10 protein-coding genes are annotated in these 13,637 nt (G+C 71.7%); 9 read left to right on the forward strand and 1 reads right to left on the reverse strand.

The annotated features are described in order from the left end of the window. Positions 1-28 precede the first annotated feature (28 nt). From ACIO9J_RS20895 to ACIO9J_RS20915, 5 genes are read left to right on the forward strand one after another with little or no spacing between them, the layout of a single operon-like run. Positions 29-1,384 carry an L-fuconate dehydratase gene (locus tag ACIO9J_RS20895; RefSeq protein WP_402001402.1) on the forward strand — a complete coding sequence of 452 codons (1,356 nt, stop codon included), beginning with the start codon at positions 29-31 and terminating at the stop codon, positions 1,382-1,384. Further along, entirely contained in the window at positions 1,381-2,136 is a 756-nt protein-coding gene (locus ACIO9J_RS20900; protein WP_402001404.1) for an SDR family NAD(P)-dependent oxidoreductase, read from the forward strand. Before ACIO9J_RS20895 ends, ACIO9J_RS20900 begins: the two co-directional genes overlap by 4 nt. Next, positions 2,133-3,152, forward strand: coding sequence for an aldo/keto reductase (locus ACIO9J_RS20905; protein WP_402001407.1), 1,020 nt, complete (start codon positions 2,133-2,135; stop codon positions 3,150-3,152). Before ACIO9J_RS20900 ends, ACIO9J_RS20905 begins: the two co-directional genes overlap by 4 nt. Beyond that, positions 3,149-3,463, forward strand: coding sequence for an L-rhamnose mutarotase (locus ACIO9J_RS20910; protein WP_402001410.1), 315 nt, complete (start codon positions 3,149-3,151; stop codon positions 3,461-3,463). The genes ACIO9J_RS20905 and ACIO9J_RS20910 overlap by 4 nt, the downstream gene beginning before the upstream one ends. Then, complete coding sequence (locus ACIO9J_RS20915) at positions 3,460-4,305, forward strand: amidohydrolase family protein (protein WP_402001412.1); 846 nt, start codon at positions 3,460-3,462, stop codon at positions 4,303-4,305. The genes ACIO9J_RS20910 and ACIO9J_RS20915 overlap by 4 nt, the downstream gene beginning before the upstream one ends. Here ACIO9J_RS20915 and ACIO9J_RS20920 read toward each other — a convergent pair. Beyond that, a complete protein-coding gene (locus ACIO9J_RS20920) occupies positions 4,293-5,720 on the reverse strand; it encodes a lipase maturation factor family protein (protein ID WP_402001415.1) in 1,428 nt (475 codons plus the stop codon). The two genes, ACIO9J_RS20915 and ACIO9J_RS20920, sit on opposite strands and share 13 nt — an antisense overlap. A gap of 128 nt (positions 5,721-5,848) precedes the next feature. On the opposite strand from ACIO9J_RS20920, the gene ACIO9J_RS20925 reads away from it, so the two are divergent. The 4 genes from ACIO9J_RS20925 (at position 5,849) to ACIO9J_RS20940 (ending at position 13,306) form a co-directional block, all read left to right on the forward strand. Next, the gene (locus ACIO9J_RS20925) at positions 5,849-7,027 is read left to right on the forward strand and encodes a DUF6777 domain-containing protein (protein ID WP_402001418.1); all 1,179 of its coding nucleotides are present in this window, start codon (positions 5,849-5,851) and stop codon (positions 7,025-7,027) included. A 422-nt stretch (positions 7,028-7,449) separates the two neighbouring features. Next, positions 7,450-10,317, forward strand: coding sequence for an ATP-binding protein (locus tag ACIO9J_RS20930; RefSeq protein ID WP_402001421.1), 2,868 nt, complete (start codon positions 7,450-7,452; stop codon positions 10,315-10,317). Between the two features lie 409 nt (positions 10,318-10,726). After that, positions 10,727-11,737, forward strand: a complete 1,011-nt coding sequence (gene aroF, locus ACIO9J_RS20935) for a 3-deoxy-7-phosphoheptulonate synthase (protein WP_402003521.1) — start codon at positions 10,727-10,729, stop codon at positions 11,735-11,737. Positions 11,738-12,286: 549 nt separating this feature from the next. Then, positions 12,287-13,306 carry a ParB N-terminal domain-containing protein gene (locus ACIO9J_RS20940; protein ID WP_402001424.1) on the forward strand — a complete coding sequence of 340 codons (1,020 nt, stop codon included), beginning with the start codon at positions 12,287-12,289 and terminating at the stop codon, positions 13,304-13,306. Positions 13,307-13,637 lie beyond the last annotated feature (331 nt).

Raw genomic sequence — 13,637 nt, forward strand, 5'->3', positions numbered from 1 at the left:
CCCCCGCCCCTTTCCGGAAAGGCCTCCTGTGTCCCCGACTCCCACCCGCGTCACCGCGGTCGACACCTACGACATACGGTTCCCGACCTCACGGGAGCTGGACGGGTCCGACGCGATGAACCCGGACCCCGACTACTCCGCCGCCTACGTGGTCCTTCGCACCGACGCGGACGACGGCCTGGCGGGGCACGGCTTCACCTTCACCATCGGCCGGGGCAACGACGTCCAGGTCGCCGCGATCCAGTCGCTGCGCCACCACGTCGTGGGCCGCGAGGTCGACGCGCTCTGCGCCGACCCCGGCACCGTCAACCGCGACCTGATCGGCGACAGCCAGCTGCGCTGGCTCGGGCCCGAGAAGGGCGTGATGCACATGGCGATCGGCGCGGTCGTCAACGCCGTCTGGGACCTCGCCGCCAAGCGCGCCCGCAAGCCGCTCTGGCAGCTCCTCACCGACGCCACCCCCGAGTGGCTCGCCTCCCAGGTCGACTTCCGCTACATCGCCGACGCGCTCACCCCCGAGGAGGCCGTCGGCCTGCTGCGGGCGGGCCGCGCGGGCGCCGCGGGGCGCGCGGCCACCCTCCGCGAGCGGGGCTTTCCCGGCTACACCACCTCGCCCGGCTGGCTCGGCTACAGCGACGAGAAGCTCACCCGTCTGGCCCGCCAGGCCGTCGCCGACGGCTTCACCCAGATCAAGCTGAAGGTCGGCGCCGACCTCGCCGACGACATCCGCCGCTGCCGCACCGCACGCGGCGCCATCGGGCCCGGCATCCGGATGGCGATCGACGCCAACCAGCGCTGGAACGTCGGCGAGGCCGTCGAATGGACGCGCGCGCTCGCCGAGTTCGACCCCTACTGGGTCGAGGAGCCGACCAGCCCCGACGACGTGCTCGGGCACGCCGCGATCCGCACGGCCGTCGCCCCGGTCAAGGTCGCCACCGGCGAGCACGTGCAGAACCGCATCGTCTTCAAGCAGCTCCTCCAGGCGGGCGCCATCGACATCGTCCAGATCGACGCGGCGCGCGTCGGCGGCGTCAACGAGAACCTCGCGATCCTGCTGCTCGCCGCGAAGTTCGGCGTCCCCGTCTGCCCGCACGCGGGCGGCGTCGGCCTGTGCGAACTCGTCCAGCACCTGTCGATGTTCGACTACGTCGCGCTCTCCGGTACGACCGAGAACCGCGTCATCGAGTACGTCGACCACCTCCACGAGCACTTCGTCGACCCCGTGGTGATGCGCGCGGGCCACTACACGGCCCCGACCGCACCCGGCTTCTCGGCCACCATGAGACCGGAGTCGATCGCCGAATTCACCTATCCGGACGGCTCGTTCTGGGCCGCCGACCTCGCCCGGAACAAGCTCACCCAAGGAAAGGGAGCAGCCGCATGACCGACTTCCAGGGGCTCAAGGCACTGGTCACCGGGGGCGCGTCCGGCATCGGCCTGGCCACCGCCGAACTGCTCGCCGCGCGCGGTGCCCAGGTCGCCGTGCTCGACCTCGACCCGAGCGGCGTCGACAAACCGCTGCGCGGCTACACCGCGGACGTCGCCGACGACACCTCCGTACGGGACGCGGTCGCCGCGGCCGCCGCCGACCTCGGGGGACTGGACGTCCTGGTCAACAACGCGGGCATCGGCGCCCAGGGCACCGTCGAGGACAACGACGACGCCCAGTGGCACCGGGTCATCGACGTCAACGTCCTCGGCATCGTCCGCACCATCCGCGCGGCCCTGCCCCACCTGCGCGCCTCGTCGAGCGCCGCGATCGTCAACACCTGCTCGATCGCCGCGACGGCGGGCCTGCCGCAGCGCGCCCTGTACTCGGCGTCCAAGGGCGCGGTGCTCTCCCTGACCCTCGCGATGGCCGCCGACCACGTACGCGAAGGGGTGCGCGTCAACTGTGTGAACCCCGGCACCGTGGACACCCCCTGGGTCGGCCGCCTCCTGGACGCGGCCCCCGACCCGGCCGCCGAACGGGCCGCGCTCCAGGCCCGCCAGCCGACCGGACGCCTGGTCGCCGCCGGGGAAGTCGCGGGCGCCATCGCCTACTTGGCGAGCCCGCTGTCCGGCGCCACCACCGGCACCGCGCTCGCCGTCGACGGCGGCATGCAGGGCCTGCGGCTGCGGCCGGTGGGCTCGTGAGCGCCCTGGCGCGGCGCACCCTGGGCTCCGGCGGCGTCGAGGTGACCGAGCTGTCCTTCGGCGCCGCCGGCATCGGCAACCTCTACTCGCCGATCACCGACGAGCAGGCGGCCACCGCCGTCGACCACGCCTGGAACGCGGGCATCCGCTACTTCGACACCGCGCCGCACTACGGCCTCGGCCTCTCCGAGCGCCGCATCGGCGAGGCGCTGAGCGGCCGCGACCGGTCCTCGTACACGCTCTCGACGAAGGTGGGGAGGGTACTCGAACCGCTCGACGAGACCAGCGGGGACGACCTCGCCGACGGCGGCTTCGCGGTGCCGCGCACCCACCGCAGGATCTGGGACTTCAGCGCGGACGGCATCCGCCGCTCCATCGAGTCCAGCCTCACCCGCCTGCGCACCGACCGCGTCGACGTCGTCTTCCTGCACGACCCCGACCACCACGCCGAGGAGGCGTTCCGCGAGGGCTACCCGGCCCTGGAGCAGCTGCGCTCCGAGGGCGTCGTCGGCGCGATAGGCGCGGGCATGAACCAGGCCGAGATGCTCACCCGCTTCATCCGCGACACCGATGTCGACGCGGTGCTGTGCGCGGGGCGCTACACGCTCCTGGACCACCGGGCCCTGACGGAACTGCTGCCCGCCGCGAGCGAACGGGGCGCCTCCATCGTCATCGGCGGCGTCTTCAACTCCGGTCTGCTCGCCGACCCGAAGCCGGGGGCCCGCTTCGACTACGTCGAGGCGCCGGCCCAGCTCCTCGAACGCGCCCGCGCCCTGCGGGTCCTCGCCGAGCGGCACGGCACCACGCTGCGGGCGGCCGCGCTCGCGTTCCCGTTCGGCCACCCGGCCGTCGCCAGCGTACTGGTCGGCATCCACGCGCCCGAGCAAGTCACCGACGCCGCGCGGCAGTTCGCCTCGCGCGTGCCGGACGACTTCTGGTGGGAGGCGCGGGCGGAGGGGCTGCTGCCTGCCTCGGCGCCGATCCCTTCGTCCGTCGCGGGAGGGGAGCGCCCATGAGGATCGCCCTGCACACCAAGGTCCGCGCCGACCGGATCGAGGCGTACGACGCCGCGCACCGTGAGGTGCCCGCCGAACTCACCTCCGCGATCCGTGCCGCGGGCGCCACCTCCTGGACCATCTGGCGCAGCGGCACCGACCTCTTCCACCTCCTGGAGTGCGCGGACTACGCCCGCATGCTCGCCGAGCTGGAGAAGCTGCCGGTCAACATCGCCTGGCAGGCCCGCATGGCCGAGCTGCTCGACGTCGTGCACGACTACTCTGCCGAGGGCTCCGAGGCCGGTCTGCCCGTCGTCTGGGAGCTGCCGTGACAGACCTGGTGGACGCCCACCACCATGTGTGGGACCTCTCCGTACGCGACCAGGAGTGGATCACCGGCGACGAACTCGCGCCCGTCCGGCGGAACTTCTCGCTCGCCGACCTGGCCCCCGAGGCGCGCGCGGCGGGCGTCACCGCCACGATCCTCGTCCAGACGGTCACCGTCCCCGAGGAGACGCCCGAGTTCCTCGCGCTCGCGGCGGACAGCGATCTCGTCGCGGGCGTCGTCGGCTGGACCGACCTCACCCGCCCGGACGTCGCCGACACCCTGGCCGCGCTCCGCGAACTCCCGGGAGGGCAGCACCTGGTGGGCATCCGCCACCAGGTCCAGGGCGAGCCCGACCCCGAGTGGCTGCTGCGCCCGGACGTCCGCAGGGGCCTCGCCGCCGTCGCCGACGCCGGGCTCGCCTACGACCTCGTCGTCCTGCCCCACCAGCTCCCCGCCTGCGCGAGGGCGGCGGCGGAGCATCCCGAACTCACCTTCGTCCTCGACCACTTGGGCAAGCCGCCCATCGTGACGGGCGCCCTCGAACCGTGGGCGGCGACGGTCCGTGCGCTCGCCGCCCGTCCCAACACCGTCTGCAAACTCTCCGGCATGGTCACCGAGGCGGACCACCGCACCTGGACCGTGGACGACCTGGCGCCGTACGCGCGGACCGTCCTGGACGCGTTCGGGCCGCAGCGCCTGATGTTCGGCTCCGACTGGCCCGTCAGCACGCTCGCGGCCACGTACGGCGAAGTCCTCGACGCCGCACGGCTGTTGACGCGCTCCCTGGACACGGACGAACTGGGGGAGGTCTTCGGCGGCACGGCGCGCCGGGTCTACCGCTGCTGAGCCCGGGTGGAGAGCCGCGTCGGCGCCAAGTACTCACGGACGTAGGTCCGTTCCCAGTGCGCGCCCGTCGCGCGCAGCTCGCGCCAGGTCGTGTACCGGTAGCGGTAGAGCCGGGCGCGGACGTACGCGGGCGGCGCTTCGGGAGGGAACGGGCTGGCGCGCAGCAGCCGCAGCGTGTCCCTGTCGCCGTCCAGGAGGCGTTCCACCAGCGGGCCGAACCATGGCCGCGCGTACGCGGGGGAGAGCGCGGCGAACCACATCATCCAGTCGAGCCGCAGGTGGTACGGCGCGAACTGGCGCGGCCACCGTCGTACGTCACCGGGCTTGCCCTTGAACTCGTAGGCGCGCCAGTCGGAGTCCTCGCGCGGCACCGGGTCGGCCGTGCCCTCAAGGACGATCTCCTGACGCACCCGGCTGACGCTGCCGAACGCGCCGTAGGAGTTGACCAGGTGCAGCGGGTCGAAGGAGGTGTTCATGACCTGGCGCCGCGACAGCAGATTGCGCACCGGACGGTAACTCAGCGCCAGGAGCCCCACGGTGACCGCGCCGACCACCGCCTCGTACCAGAGCGGAGCGGGCGCGAACGTGCGCGGCGTGTGCCACGCGGAGAGGTCGAGGGCGGACACGGCGAGCACGATGGTGAGCCAGTTCAGCCAGGCGAAGTTGCCGGAGAGGACCAGCCACAGCTGGGTGGCGATCATCAGGAAGGCCGCGCCCGTCGCCACCGGCTGCGGGGTGAACAGCAGGACGGGTACGACGAGTTGGGTGACGTGGTTGGCCGCCACCTCGACCCGGTGCAGCGGCCGGGGGAGCTGGTGGAAGAACCGGCTCAGCGGGCCCGGCATCGGCTGTGTCTCGTGGTGGAAGTAGAGGCAGGTGAGCCTGCGCCAGCACGCGTCGCCGCGCATCTTGATCAGCCCGGCGCCGAACTCCACGCGGAAGAGCACCCAGCGCAGCAGGAAGAGGACGAGGACGGGCGGCGCGACCTCGTCGTTGCCGAGGAAGACCGCGAGGAAGCCCACCTCCAGGAGCAGTGACTCCCAGCCGAAGCCGTACCAGGTCTGCCCCACGTTCACGACGGAGAGGTAGAGCGCCCAGGGGATCAGCCACAGGAGCATCGCGCCCCACAGCGGCAGCAGGCCGTCCGCGCCCGCGAGCAGCGCCACCGCGACCGTGCAGCCCGCCCAGGCGCAGAGCGCGAAGAACCGGTCCGAGTAGCGCAGCTGGAACAGGCTGGGCGCCCGGCGGAACGGCATGCGCGCCACGTACCGGGGGACCGGCAGCATCCCGTGCTCCCCGATGAGCGGCCGGAACTGGCGGGCCGCCCCCAGGAACGCCACGAGGTACAGCGCGGCGAGGGCCCGCTGGAAGATCAGCCGGCTCAGGTCGTACGCGTCCGCCGTGAACCACTGCACCCCTCCATTGTGACGCTGGGTGAGGCGTCCCGGCTTGCGACGTGATCGGAGAGCCAGCAGACAATGAAGGGCAAATGCCCCGAAGACGGCGGGAGAACCCGGTGCGCGTCCCCACCAGGACCCATGCGATGACCTTCGCGATATCCACGGCCCTCGCGGTCGCGGGCATCGCGGGCTGCTCCGGCGACGGCGACAAGAGCGCCGCAGGCGGGGAGCGCGAACTGTTCATGCAGCCCGTCGCCGCACAGGGGCCCGACCCGTTCACCGACTCCACCGCGAAGAGCGCCGCGACACCGCCGCCCGTCACCCGTTCGCCGCAGCCCTCACCCACCGGATCGGCCACCCCGCAGGGCACCCGCTCGATCTCGGGCGGCACCCCCGGGCTCTACGGCGGCACGCACGCGGTCGGCAGTTGCGACGTCGGCCAGCAGATCCGCTTCCTCACCGGGGACCGGGCCAAGGCCCGTGCCTTCGCCGAGGCCTCCGGCATCGAGGCGTCCGCGATCCCCGGCTTTCTGCGGGGCCTGACCCCGGTCGTGCTGCGGGCGGACACCCGGGTCACCAACCACGGCTTCCGCGACGGCTCGGCCACCAGCTTCCAGTCCGTGCTCCAGTCGGGCACCGCCGTCCTCGTCGACGAGCGCGGCCTGCCGCGGGTGCGCTGCGCGTGCGGCAATCCGCTGAAGCCGCCCGTCGCGTTCCAGGGCACCCCGCGCCACAACGGGCAGCCGTGGAGCGGCTACCAGCCCACCCGCGTCGTGGTGGTGACCCCGGCGCCGCAGCCGATCACCAACATCACCATCGTCAACATCGTCAACAACACCTGGATCGAGCGGAAGATCGGGGACGAGGACGCGAACGAGGACCGCAGGGCGAAGCCGCCGGTCCCTCCGTCGCCCAAGCCCACGGACTCCGACGGCGACCAGGACCGGAACACGCCCGACGGCAGCGTCACGCCCAGCGACCCGGACGCCACCGGGCCCACGGACCCGGACTCCTCCTCGACCGCGTGCCCGACGCCTTCCCCGGTGACCGGTACGCCGACGGAGCCCGCTTCCCCGCTGCCGCCCGGCTGCCCCACGCCGACGACGACGCCGTCGACCGAGGTGCCGTCTCCCCCGGAGGACTCCACGGACGTCTCTCCGCAGGAGCCGGAGGACCAGCCCTTCGACCAGAGCCCGGAGGACATCGGCCCGGAGACCGTGCCCGATACGCCGGACCAGTCCGACGACGGCCTCGTGCCGGACGACCCGTACCTGTCCGAGAACCCCCTCGACGACAGCGACCCGGGCACCTTCGCCAGCTGACCGGGCGCACGGGCTCTGGCCGGAGCGTGGCGGGAGCGACGCGCGGGAACCAGTCAGACGGTCGGGAGCCGGGGCATGCCGATCGCGCCATTTGTGCACCCGGCCCTGGTGTCACTGCCGTCCCTGCTGCCTCTGTCGTCGTTTCTCCCGCGTCTCGGCCGCCTTCCGAAAGAGCGATGATTTCACTCATCAGGCAAATACGCATGAGTTTTCGACGGATACGGAGCGGGTAAATCCGATTTCTCGCCACTTGGCGCATTCGCATCGGTTATAAGGTGGCATTGAGTCAAATAGCGCTGGTAGTTGATTTTCAGATATGGCAGAGTCTTCGGACGGGTGGACGGTCAAGTCGGAGGAATTGATCCAGCTGTTCGACCGGGCGCTCAAGGATCAGCCGTCAGGCGCGGGGGAGAAGTCGGCTCATGGACTTGGTGGAACGTGGTGAAGAATTCTCGATCATGCACAACATGCTCGGCTCCTGTGAGGCCGGGCATGGCGGAGTCCTTCTGGTAAGCGGCGCGGTGGCGAGCGGCAAGACCGCGCTGCTGCGTGCCTTCGGCGAGCGGGCGACCGCAGCCGGTGCACTGTATTTGCAGGCCACGGCCTCAGCGGCGGAGAGCGACCTGCCCCTCGGAGTGATGGGACAGCTGTTGCTCGGCGCCGATCCGCTCGGCGTGGACACCCGTCGCGCGGCCCGGATCGTGGATCTGATGGCGGAATCGGATCCGTCGGGGCGTACGCGGGGGGTACGCCACGGCGTACCGATGGGTGAGATTCCCGAACTCTGCTCGATTGTCCTCGAAAAAGCCAGGGAAAGGCCGGTGCTGCTCAGCATCGATGATGTGCATCACGCCGACAGCCACTCCCTTGAATGCCTCCTCTACCTGTCCCGCAGGCTGGACGTGAGTCGCATTCTGGTCGTCCTGGGGGAAAACAACGGCTTCCTGGCCGGTAATACGCGATTGCGGGTCGATTTGCTGCGCCTGCCGGGGTGCCGGAATATCAGGCTAGGCCCGCTCCAGCGACACGGAGTCGCGGAAATGATCTCCGGATTCGGCGGACCCGGGTGGCGGACGCGCAAGCTCGTCTCGGACGTCCACCGGATCGGCGGCGGCAGCCCCTTGCTGACGCGCGCGCTGATCGAGGACCACCGCGCCACCCTCGCCGCCGACGGCACTTCGGCGGAACTGGTGCCCGGCGAGTCCTTCGTGCAGGCCGTCGCCACCGGCCTGTACCGCAGCGATCCGGCCACCCGTCGTACCGCCTGGGCCCTGGCCGTCGCGGGTCCCGAGGTCACGCTCGCCGAACTGGGGGAGGCGCTCGGCAGCAGCCGGGAGTCCTTGCACCGCAGTCTGCGCGCGTTGAACGAGGCGGGGCTGCTCGACGCGGGCTGGTTCCGCCACGAAGCGGGACGCACCGCGGTGCTCAGGAGCATGGACCCCGCCGACCGCGCCCGCCTGGAGGCCCGGGTCGCCCGGGTGCTGCACGAGCACGGCGCGGCCGCGACCGTGGTGGTCCAGCACCTGATCGCGGCCGAGACCGTCGAGGCACCCTGGGCGCTGCGTACGCTCATCGAGGCCGCCGAGCGGGCCCTCGCCGACGACGAGGTCGAACTCGCCCTCACCTGTCTGCGGGTCGCCCGCGACACCTGCTCCGACCCGCGCCAGGCCCTGGAGATCAGGGCCGCGCTGACCCGGGCGGGCTGGCGCGTCAACCCGGCCGCCGTCGACCAGCACCTGCCCGAACTCGGCGCCGCCGCGCTCGAAGGCCGCCTGGGCGCCCGCGACACCGGTGAACTCGTCGGCCACCTCCTGTGGTTCGGCCGCTTCGACCGTGCGCTCGACGTGCTCAAGGCGGCGGAGCGGCACGGCGTGGTGGCCTGTGGGAAGACCGCCGCCGGCGGGCCCCGCGGCCACGACTGCCCGCGCCGCTGGCTGACGTACGCCTATCCGGGACTCCCCGCGTCCGCGCGGACCTGCCTCGGTGTGACGCCGGAGCACGCCCAGGCCGCCGAGCACGCGCCGAGCCTGGAGCGCAGCCCGCACCAGCGGGCGGCCTGTCTGATGCGAGCGGTCCTGGACGGCGCGGGCGACGACGTGGTGGTCAGGGCCGAACAGATCCTGCAGAGCACCCGGCTCGACGACCGCACGCTGACCGCGCTCCTGGTCGCCCTGCACTCCCTGGTGCTCGCCGACCGCCTGGACGCGGCCGCCTTCTGGTGCGAGACGCTGTTCAACGAGGCCGCCGAGCGGCGTGCCCCGATGTGGCAGGCGCTCCTCGCCTCGGCCAAGGCGCGCATAGAACTGCGGGCCGGTTCGCTCGTCGCGGCCGACGCCTCCGCGCGGTCGGCGCTCGCCCTGGTGCCCGCCGAGGGCTGGGGCGTGGCCGTCGCCTCGCCCATCGCCACGGCCGTGTTCACCAGGACCGTCCTCGGCAGGATCGACGAGGCCGCCGCTCAACTCAGCGTCCCGGTGCCCGATGCGGCCTTCCAGACCCCCGACGGGCTGCTCTATCTGCGCGCACGCGGCCACTACTACCTCGCGGCCGGGCGCCCCTACGCCGCGCTCGACGACTTCCTCACCTGCGGGGACCTCATGACCCGCTGGGAGTTCGACCTGCCCGCGCTGGTGCCATGGCGCACCGACGCGGCACAGGCCCACCTCCGGCTCGGGGACGCGGCCCGTGCCCGCGCCCTCGCGGAGGAGCAGCTCGCCCTCGTCGGGCCCGGCGGCACCGCGGCGCGGGCCGTGTCGCTGCGGGTGCTCGCGGGCACGCTGGTCGCGGGGCGCCGCGCAGCGCTCCTCGGCGAGGCCGTCGAGATCCTCAGAGAACGCGGGCACCGGCTCGAACTGGCCGTCGCGACCGACGAGTTGGCCAGGACCCAGCGCGAACTCGGGAAGGTGGGGCAGGCGCGCAGCCTGGCCCGCAAGGCTCAGCAGCTGGCGGGGGAGTGCGGCATTCCGGTGCCCCGGGTGGCACCGACGGAAGGCGCGGGCTCCCTGGCCGCCGAGCGCCCGTGGCCCCCGGGCACCCGCCGCAACCCCGTCGAACTCAGCAACGCCGAACTGCGTGTGGCCACGCTCGCCGTCCGTGGCCACACCAACCGGCAGATCGCCGACAAGCTCTGCATCACCGTCAGCACCGTCGAACAGCATCTGACCCGGGCGTACCGGAAGCTCGACGTCCAGCGCCGTGCCGACCTGGCCGCGAAACTCAGCCCCCTCCTCGGTCCCGGTGGGGGCGAAGGTCCCGCCAGTCACGACGACTGCGACCGGCTGCATGTGGTCTGAGCGGCCCCGGATAAGGGAGAGACCGTAGAGACAGCCGAGACCTAAGAGACCGAGGAGCTGAAGGACGTCGGTCATCTGGCTGCCCCCCCGTCCGCGTCTCCGTGTGCCGTTCCGTTTCTACGCGGCGGGCGGTCACAACGCGGTCCGAAGATCTGTGATCGTCACAGCCCTGGCCACCGGGACCGGACCAGGGAATTCCGTTCCCGGCGCGCGATATTGCGCAGTTGGACAATGTCGGATGCCTCCGTTGAGGAAAAGCGCGGGCACTCCTACCGTGGTCGCTCAATGGATTTCGCTCCGCCCGTTGGATTCCCCTGCCCCGCGAGTTCCGGCCGTCCCCGGAAATCCCGGAAATCCCGGCGAGCGCTTTCCCTTCAGCGATCACGGGAGGAACGCCTTGGTAGTGGTGATGGCCCCCGAGGCCACACAGAAAGACGTGGAAGCAGTCGTCGAACTGGTGCGCACCGCGGGCGGCGACGCATTCGTCAGCCGGGGCGTGACGCGCACCATCGTGGGCCTGGTGGGAGATGTGGAGGCGTTCGACGCCCTCAATCTGGCCCAGTTGCGCGGGGTCCTCGACGTCGTGCGGATCTCCGTGCCGTACAAGCTGGTCAGCCGGGAGCACCATCTCGAAAGGTCCGTCGTCACCGTGGCGGGCGTGCCGTTCGGCCCCGACACCCTGACCGTGATCGCGGGACCCTGCGCGGTGGAGACCCCCTCGCAGACGCTGGCGGCCGCGCGGCTGGCCAAGGCGGCGGGGGCCGCACTGCTGCGCGGCGGCGCGTTCAAGCCGCGGACCTCGCCGTACGCCTATCAGGGGCTCGGCGAACAGGGCCTGCGCATTCTCGCCGACGTCAGCGCGGAGACCGGCCTTCCGGTGGTCACCGAGGTGATCGACGCGGCCGGTGTCGAACTCGCCGCCCCCTACGCCGACATGCTCCAGATCGGCACCCGCAACATGCACAACTTCGCGCTGCTCCAGGAGGTGGGCGCGGCCGGCAAGCCGGTGCTCCTCAAACGCGGTTTCGGCGCCACGATCGAGGAGTGGCTGATGGCCGCGGAGTACATCGCGCAGCGCGGCAACCTGGACATCGTGCTGTGCGAACGCGGCATCCGGACCTTCGAGACCGCCACCCGCAACACCCTGGACATCAGCGCGGTGCCGGTGGTCCAGCGCCTCTCCCATCTGCCGGTGATCGTGGACCCCTCGCACTCGGGCGGCCGCCGCGACCTGGTCCTGCCGCTCACCCGCGCGGCACTCGCGGTCGGCGCGGACGGCGTCATGATCGACGTACATCCCGACCCGGGAACGGCGCTCTGCGACGGCAATCAGGCCCTGACCAGGGTCGAGGCCGCCGAGGTCGCCACCGCGGTCGCGATCCTCTCCCCGCTGATGGGCCGCAAGCTCGCGCACTCGTAGTGCACTCGTAGCGCACCCGTGGCGCGCCGTGCGCGGGCCGAGGCGGTGCCGGCCGGTCCGGCGAACACCGATAGGGGTGAATAGGGGTGCCCGGCCGGGCGATTTCCGCGTTAGTGAGGGGTTCCGGGTCCGAATACACGTTGTTAGGGTGAGTGTGTTCGGTTTGAGGGAAATTCTTTCCTCGATCGTGCTGGCACGGATTCCCGTGGGAGGGACAGGGGTGCCGAGTGCGGGTGAAATTCAGTAATTCGACGAGATGTTCGGTTCGGATTCGGCGCGGTGGTTGACTGCGGCGAGGGCGTCCATATCTGCGCGCGACGCCCCCGCCGCGCCTACTGTCGAACGCATATTCGGAGCGCGCAACGCATTCACTTCAGGGCCCTCGGCAGAGGGCGAACGCGTACGGCGCACCTCGTCGATCCACTCCTCCATTGCCGTGCCGGGCCGGTCCGCCCGGTGGCAGCGGAGGAGTGCGGCGGTGTGACCTGAGCGGTTCGGGGTGCCGGGACGCACACACGGGGGACAACCAGAGCTCAAGGGGGAGTTGAGTTGGCAACACCTGAGCACGAACAGACGGATCGGACGGACCAGAGGGATCAGCTGGACCAGATGGACCGGCTGATGGTCGTCGAGGTCGAGATCGGCTCGCTGTCGACGGCGGACTCACCGCGCACCACCGGGGTCGACCCGGAACACGTGGAAGCGCTCGCGGTCGTCCAGACACCGCTGCCGCCCATCACGGTGCACCGTCCGACCATGCGGGTGATCGACGGTCTGCACCGATTACGGGCGGCCGAGGCCAGAGGACAGCGCAAGATCGCGGTCAGGTTCTTCGACGGGGACGACGCCGACGCCTTCGTCCTCGCCGTCGAGTCCAACGTCACGCACGGCCTGCCGCTCACCACGGCGGACCGCAAGCGCGCCGCGGGGCGCATCATCGCCTCGCACCCGCAGTGGTCCGACCGCATGATCGCCTCGGTCAGCGGCATCGCGCCCGGCACCGTGGCGGACATCCGCAGACGCGCACCGGGCGGCCGTACGGGCGAGGAGAGCCGGATCGGGCACGACGGCCGGGTCCGGCCGATCAACGGGGCGGAGGGGCGCAGGCTCGCGAGCGAGCTGATCGCCCAGAACCCCGGGCTCTCGCTGCGCCAGGTGGCCAGGGTCGCGTCGATATCGCCGGAGACCGTCCGTGACGTGCGCAACCGCATGATGCGCGGCGAGGACCCGGTGCCGCGGCGCGGCAGGCAGGCGCACCACGAGGCCCGTGCTGAACCGCCGCGCCTGGGCCGCGGCCCCTCGGCCGTGCCCGACAGGGACGTGGCGCAGGACAGGGCCGAGGCGGTGAAGCGGCTCAAGGCGGATCCCGCGCTGCGCTTCAGCGAGATCGGCCGCACCCTCCTGAGGCTGCTCAACATCCACACGATCAGCATGGAGGAGTGGGACCAGATCATCGAGAAGGTCCCGCCGCACTGCCGGGGCATCGTCGCCTACCTGGCGGGGGAGAGCGCGGAGATGTGGACGGAGGTGGCGGTCCGGGTCCAGAGCAAGGTCGCCGAGACGGCGTAGCGGGCGCGGTGACAGAGCGTACGCATCGGTACCGACCAGTGCCGACCCGTACGGACCAGCGCCACAGCACGAACAGCGCCACAGCACGAACAGCGCCACGGCAAGAGCAGCACCACAGCACCGACCAGCACCACTCCGCACGGCAGGCCGCCGCCGGGCAGGCATCTCACAGCGGCCCCGACCGATGCGACCGACCAGTACTTCCCATGACCGACCGGTACCGCCACCCGCTGTGTCCACCCGTGCGTCCAAGTGAACGGACCGTCCGGTTGGACGGCGGAGCCCCACGCGCCGCTTCCCCCACGTGCGCGCGCGAGGGGCTCCGCCTAGC

It is taken from the genome of Streptomyces sp. NPDC087300 (assembly GCF_044744425.1).
Classification (GTDB): Bacteria; Actinomycetota; Actinomycetes; order Streptomycetales; family Streptomycetaceae; genus Streptomyces.

Bases quoted from the DNA above. Each gene is read 5' to 3' on its own strand.
- ACIO9J_RS20900 (WP_402001404.1), top strand. From the start codon at position 1,381: ATGACCGACTTCCAGGGGCTCAAGGCACTGGTCACCGGGGGCGCGTCC.
- aroF (WP_402003521.1), top strand. From the start codon at position 10,727: ATGGCCCCCGAGGCCACACAGAAAGACGTGGAAGCAGTCGTCGAACTG.
- ACIO9J_RS20910 (WP_402001410.1), top strand. From the start codon at position 3,149: ATGAGGATCGCCCTGCACACCAAGGTCCGCGCCGACCGGATCGAGGCG.
- ACIO9J_RS20925 (WP_402001418.1), top strand. From the start codon at position 5,849: ATGACCTTCGCGATATCCACGGCCCTCGCGGTCGCGGGCATCGCGGGC.
- ACIO9J_RS20930 (WP_402001421.1), top strand. From the start codon at position 7,450: ATGGACTTGGTGGAACGTGGTGAAGAATTCTCGATCATGCACAACATG.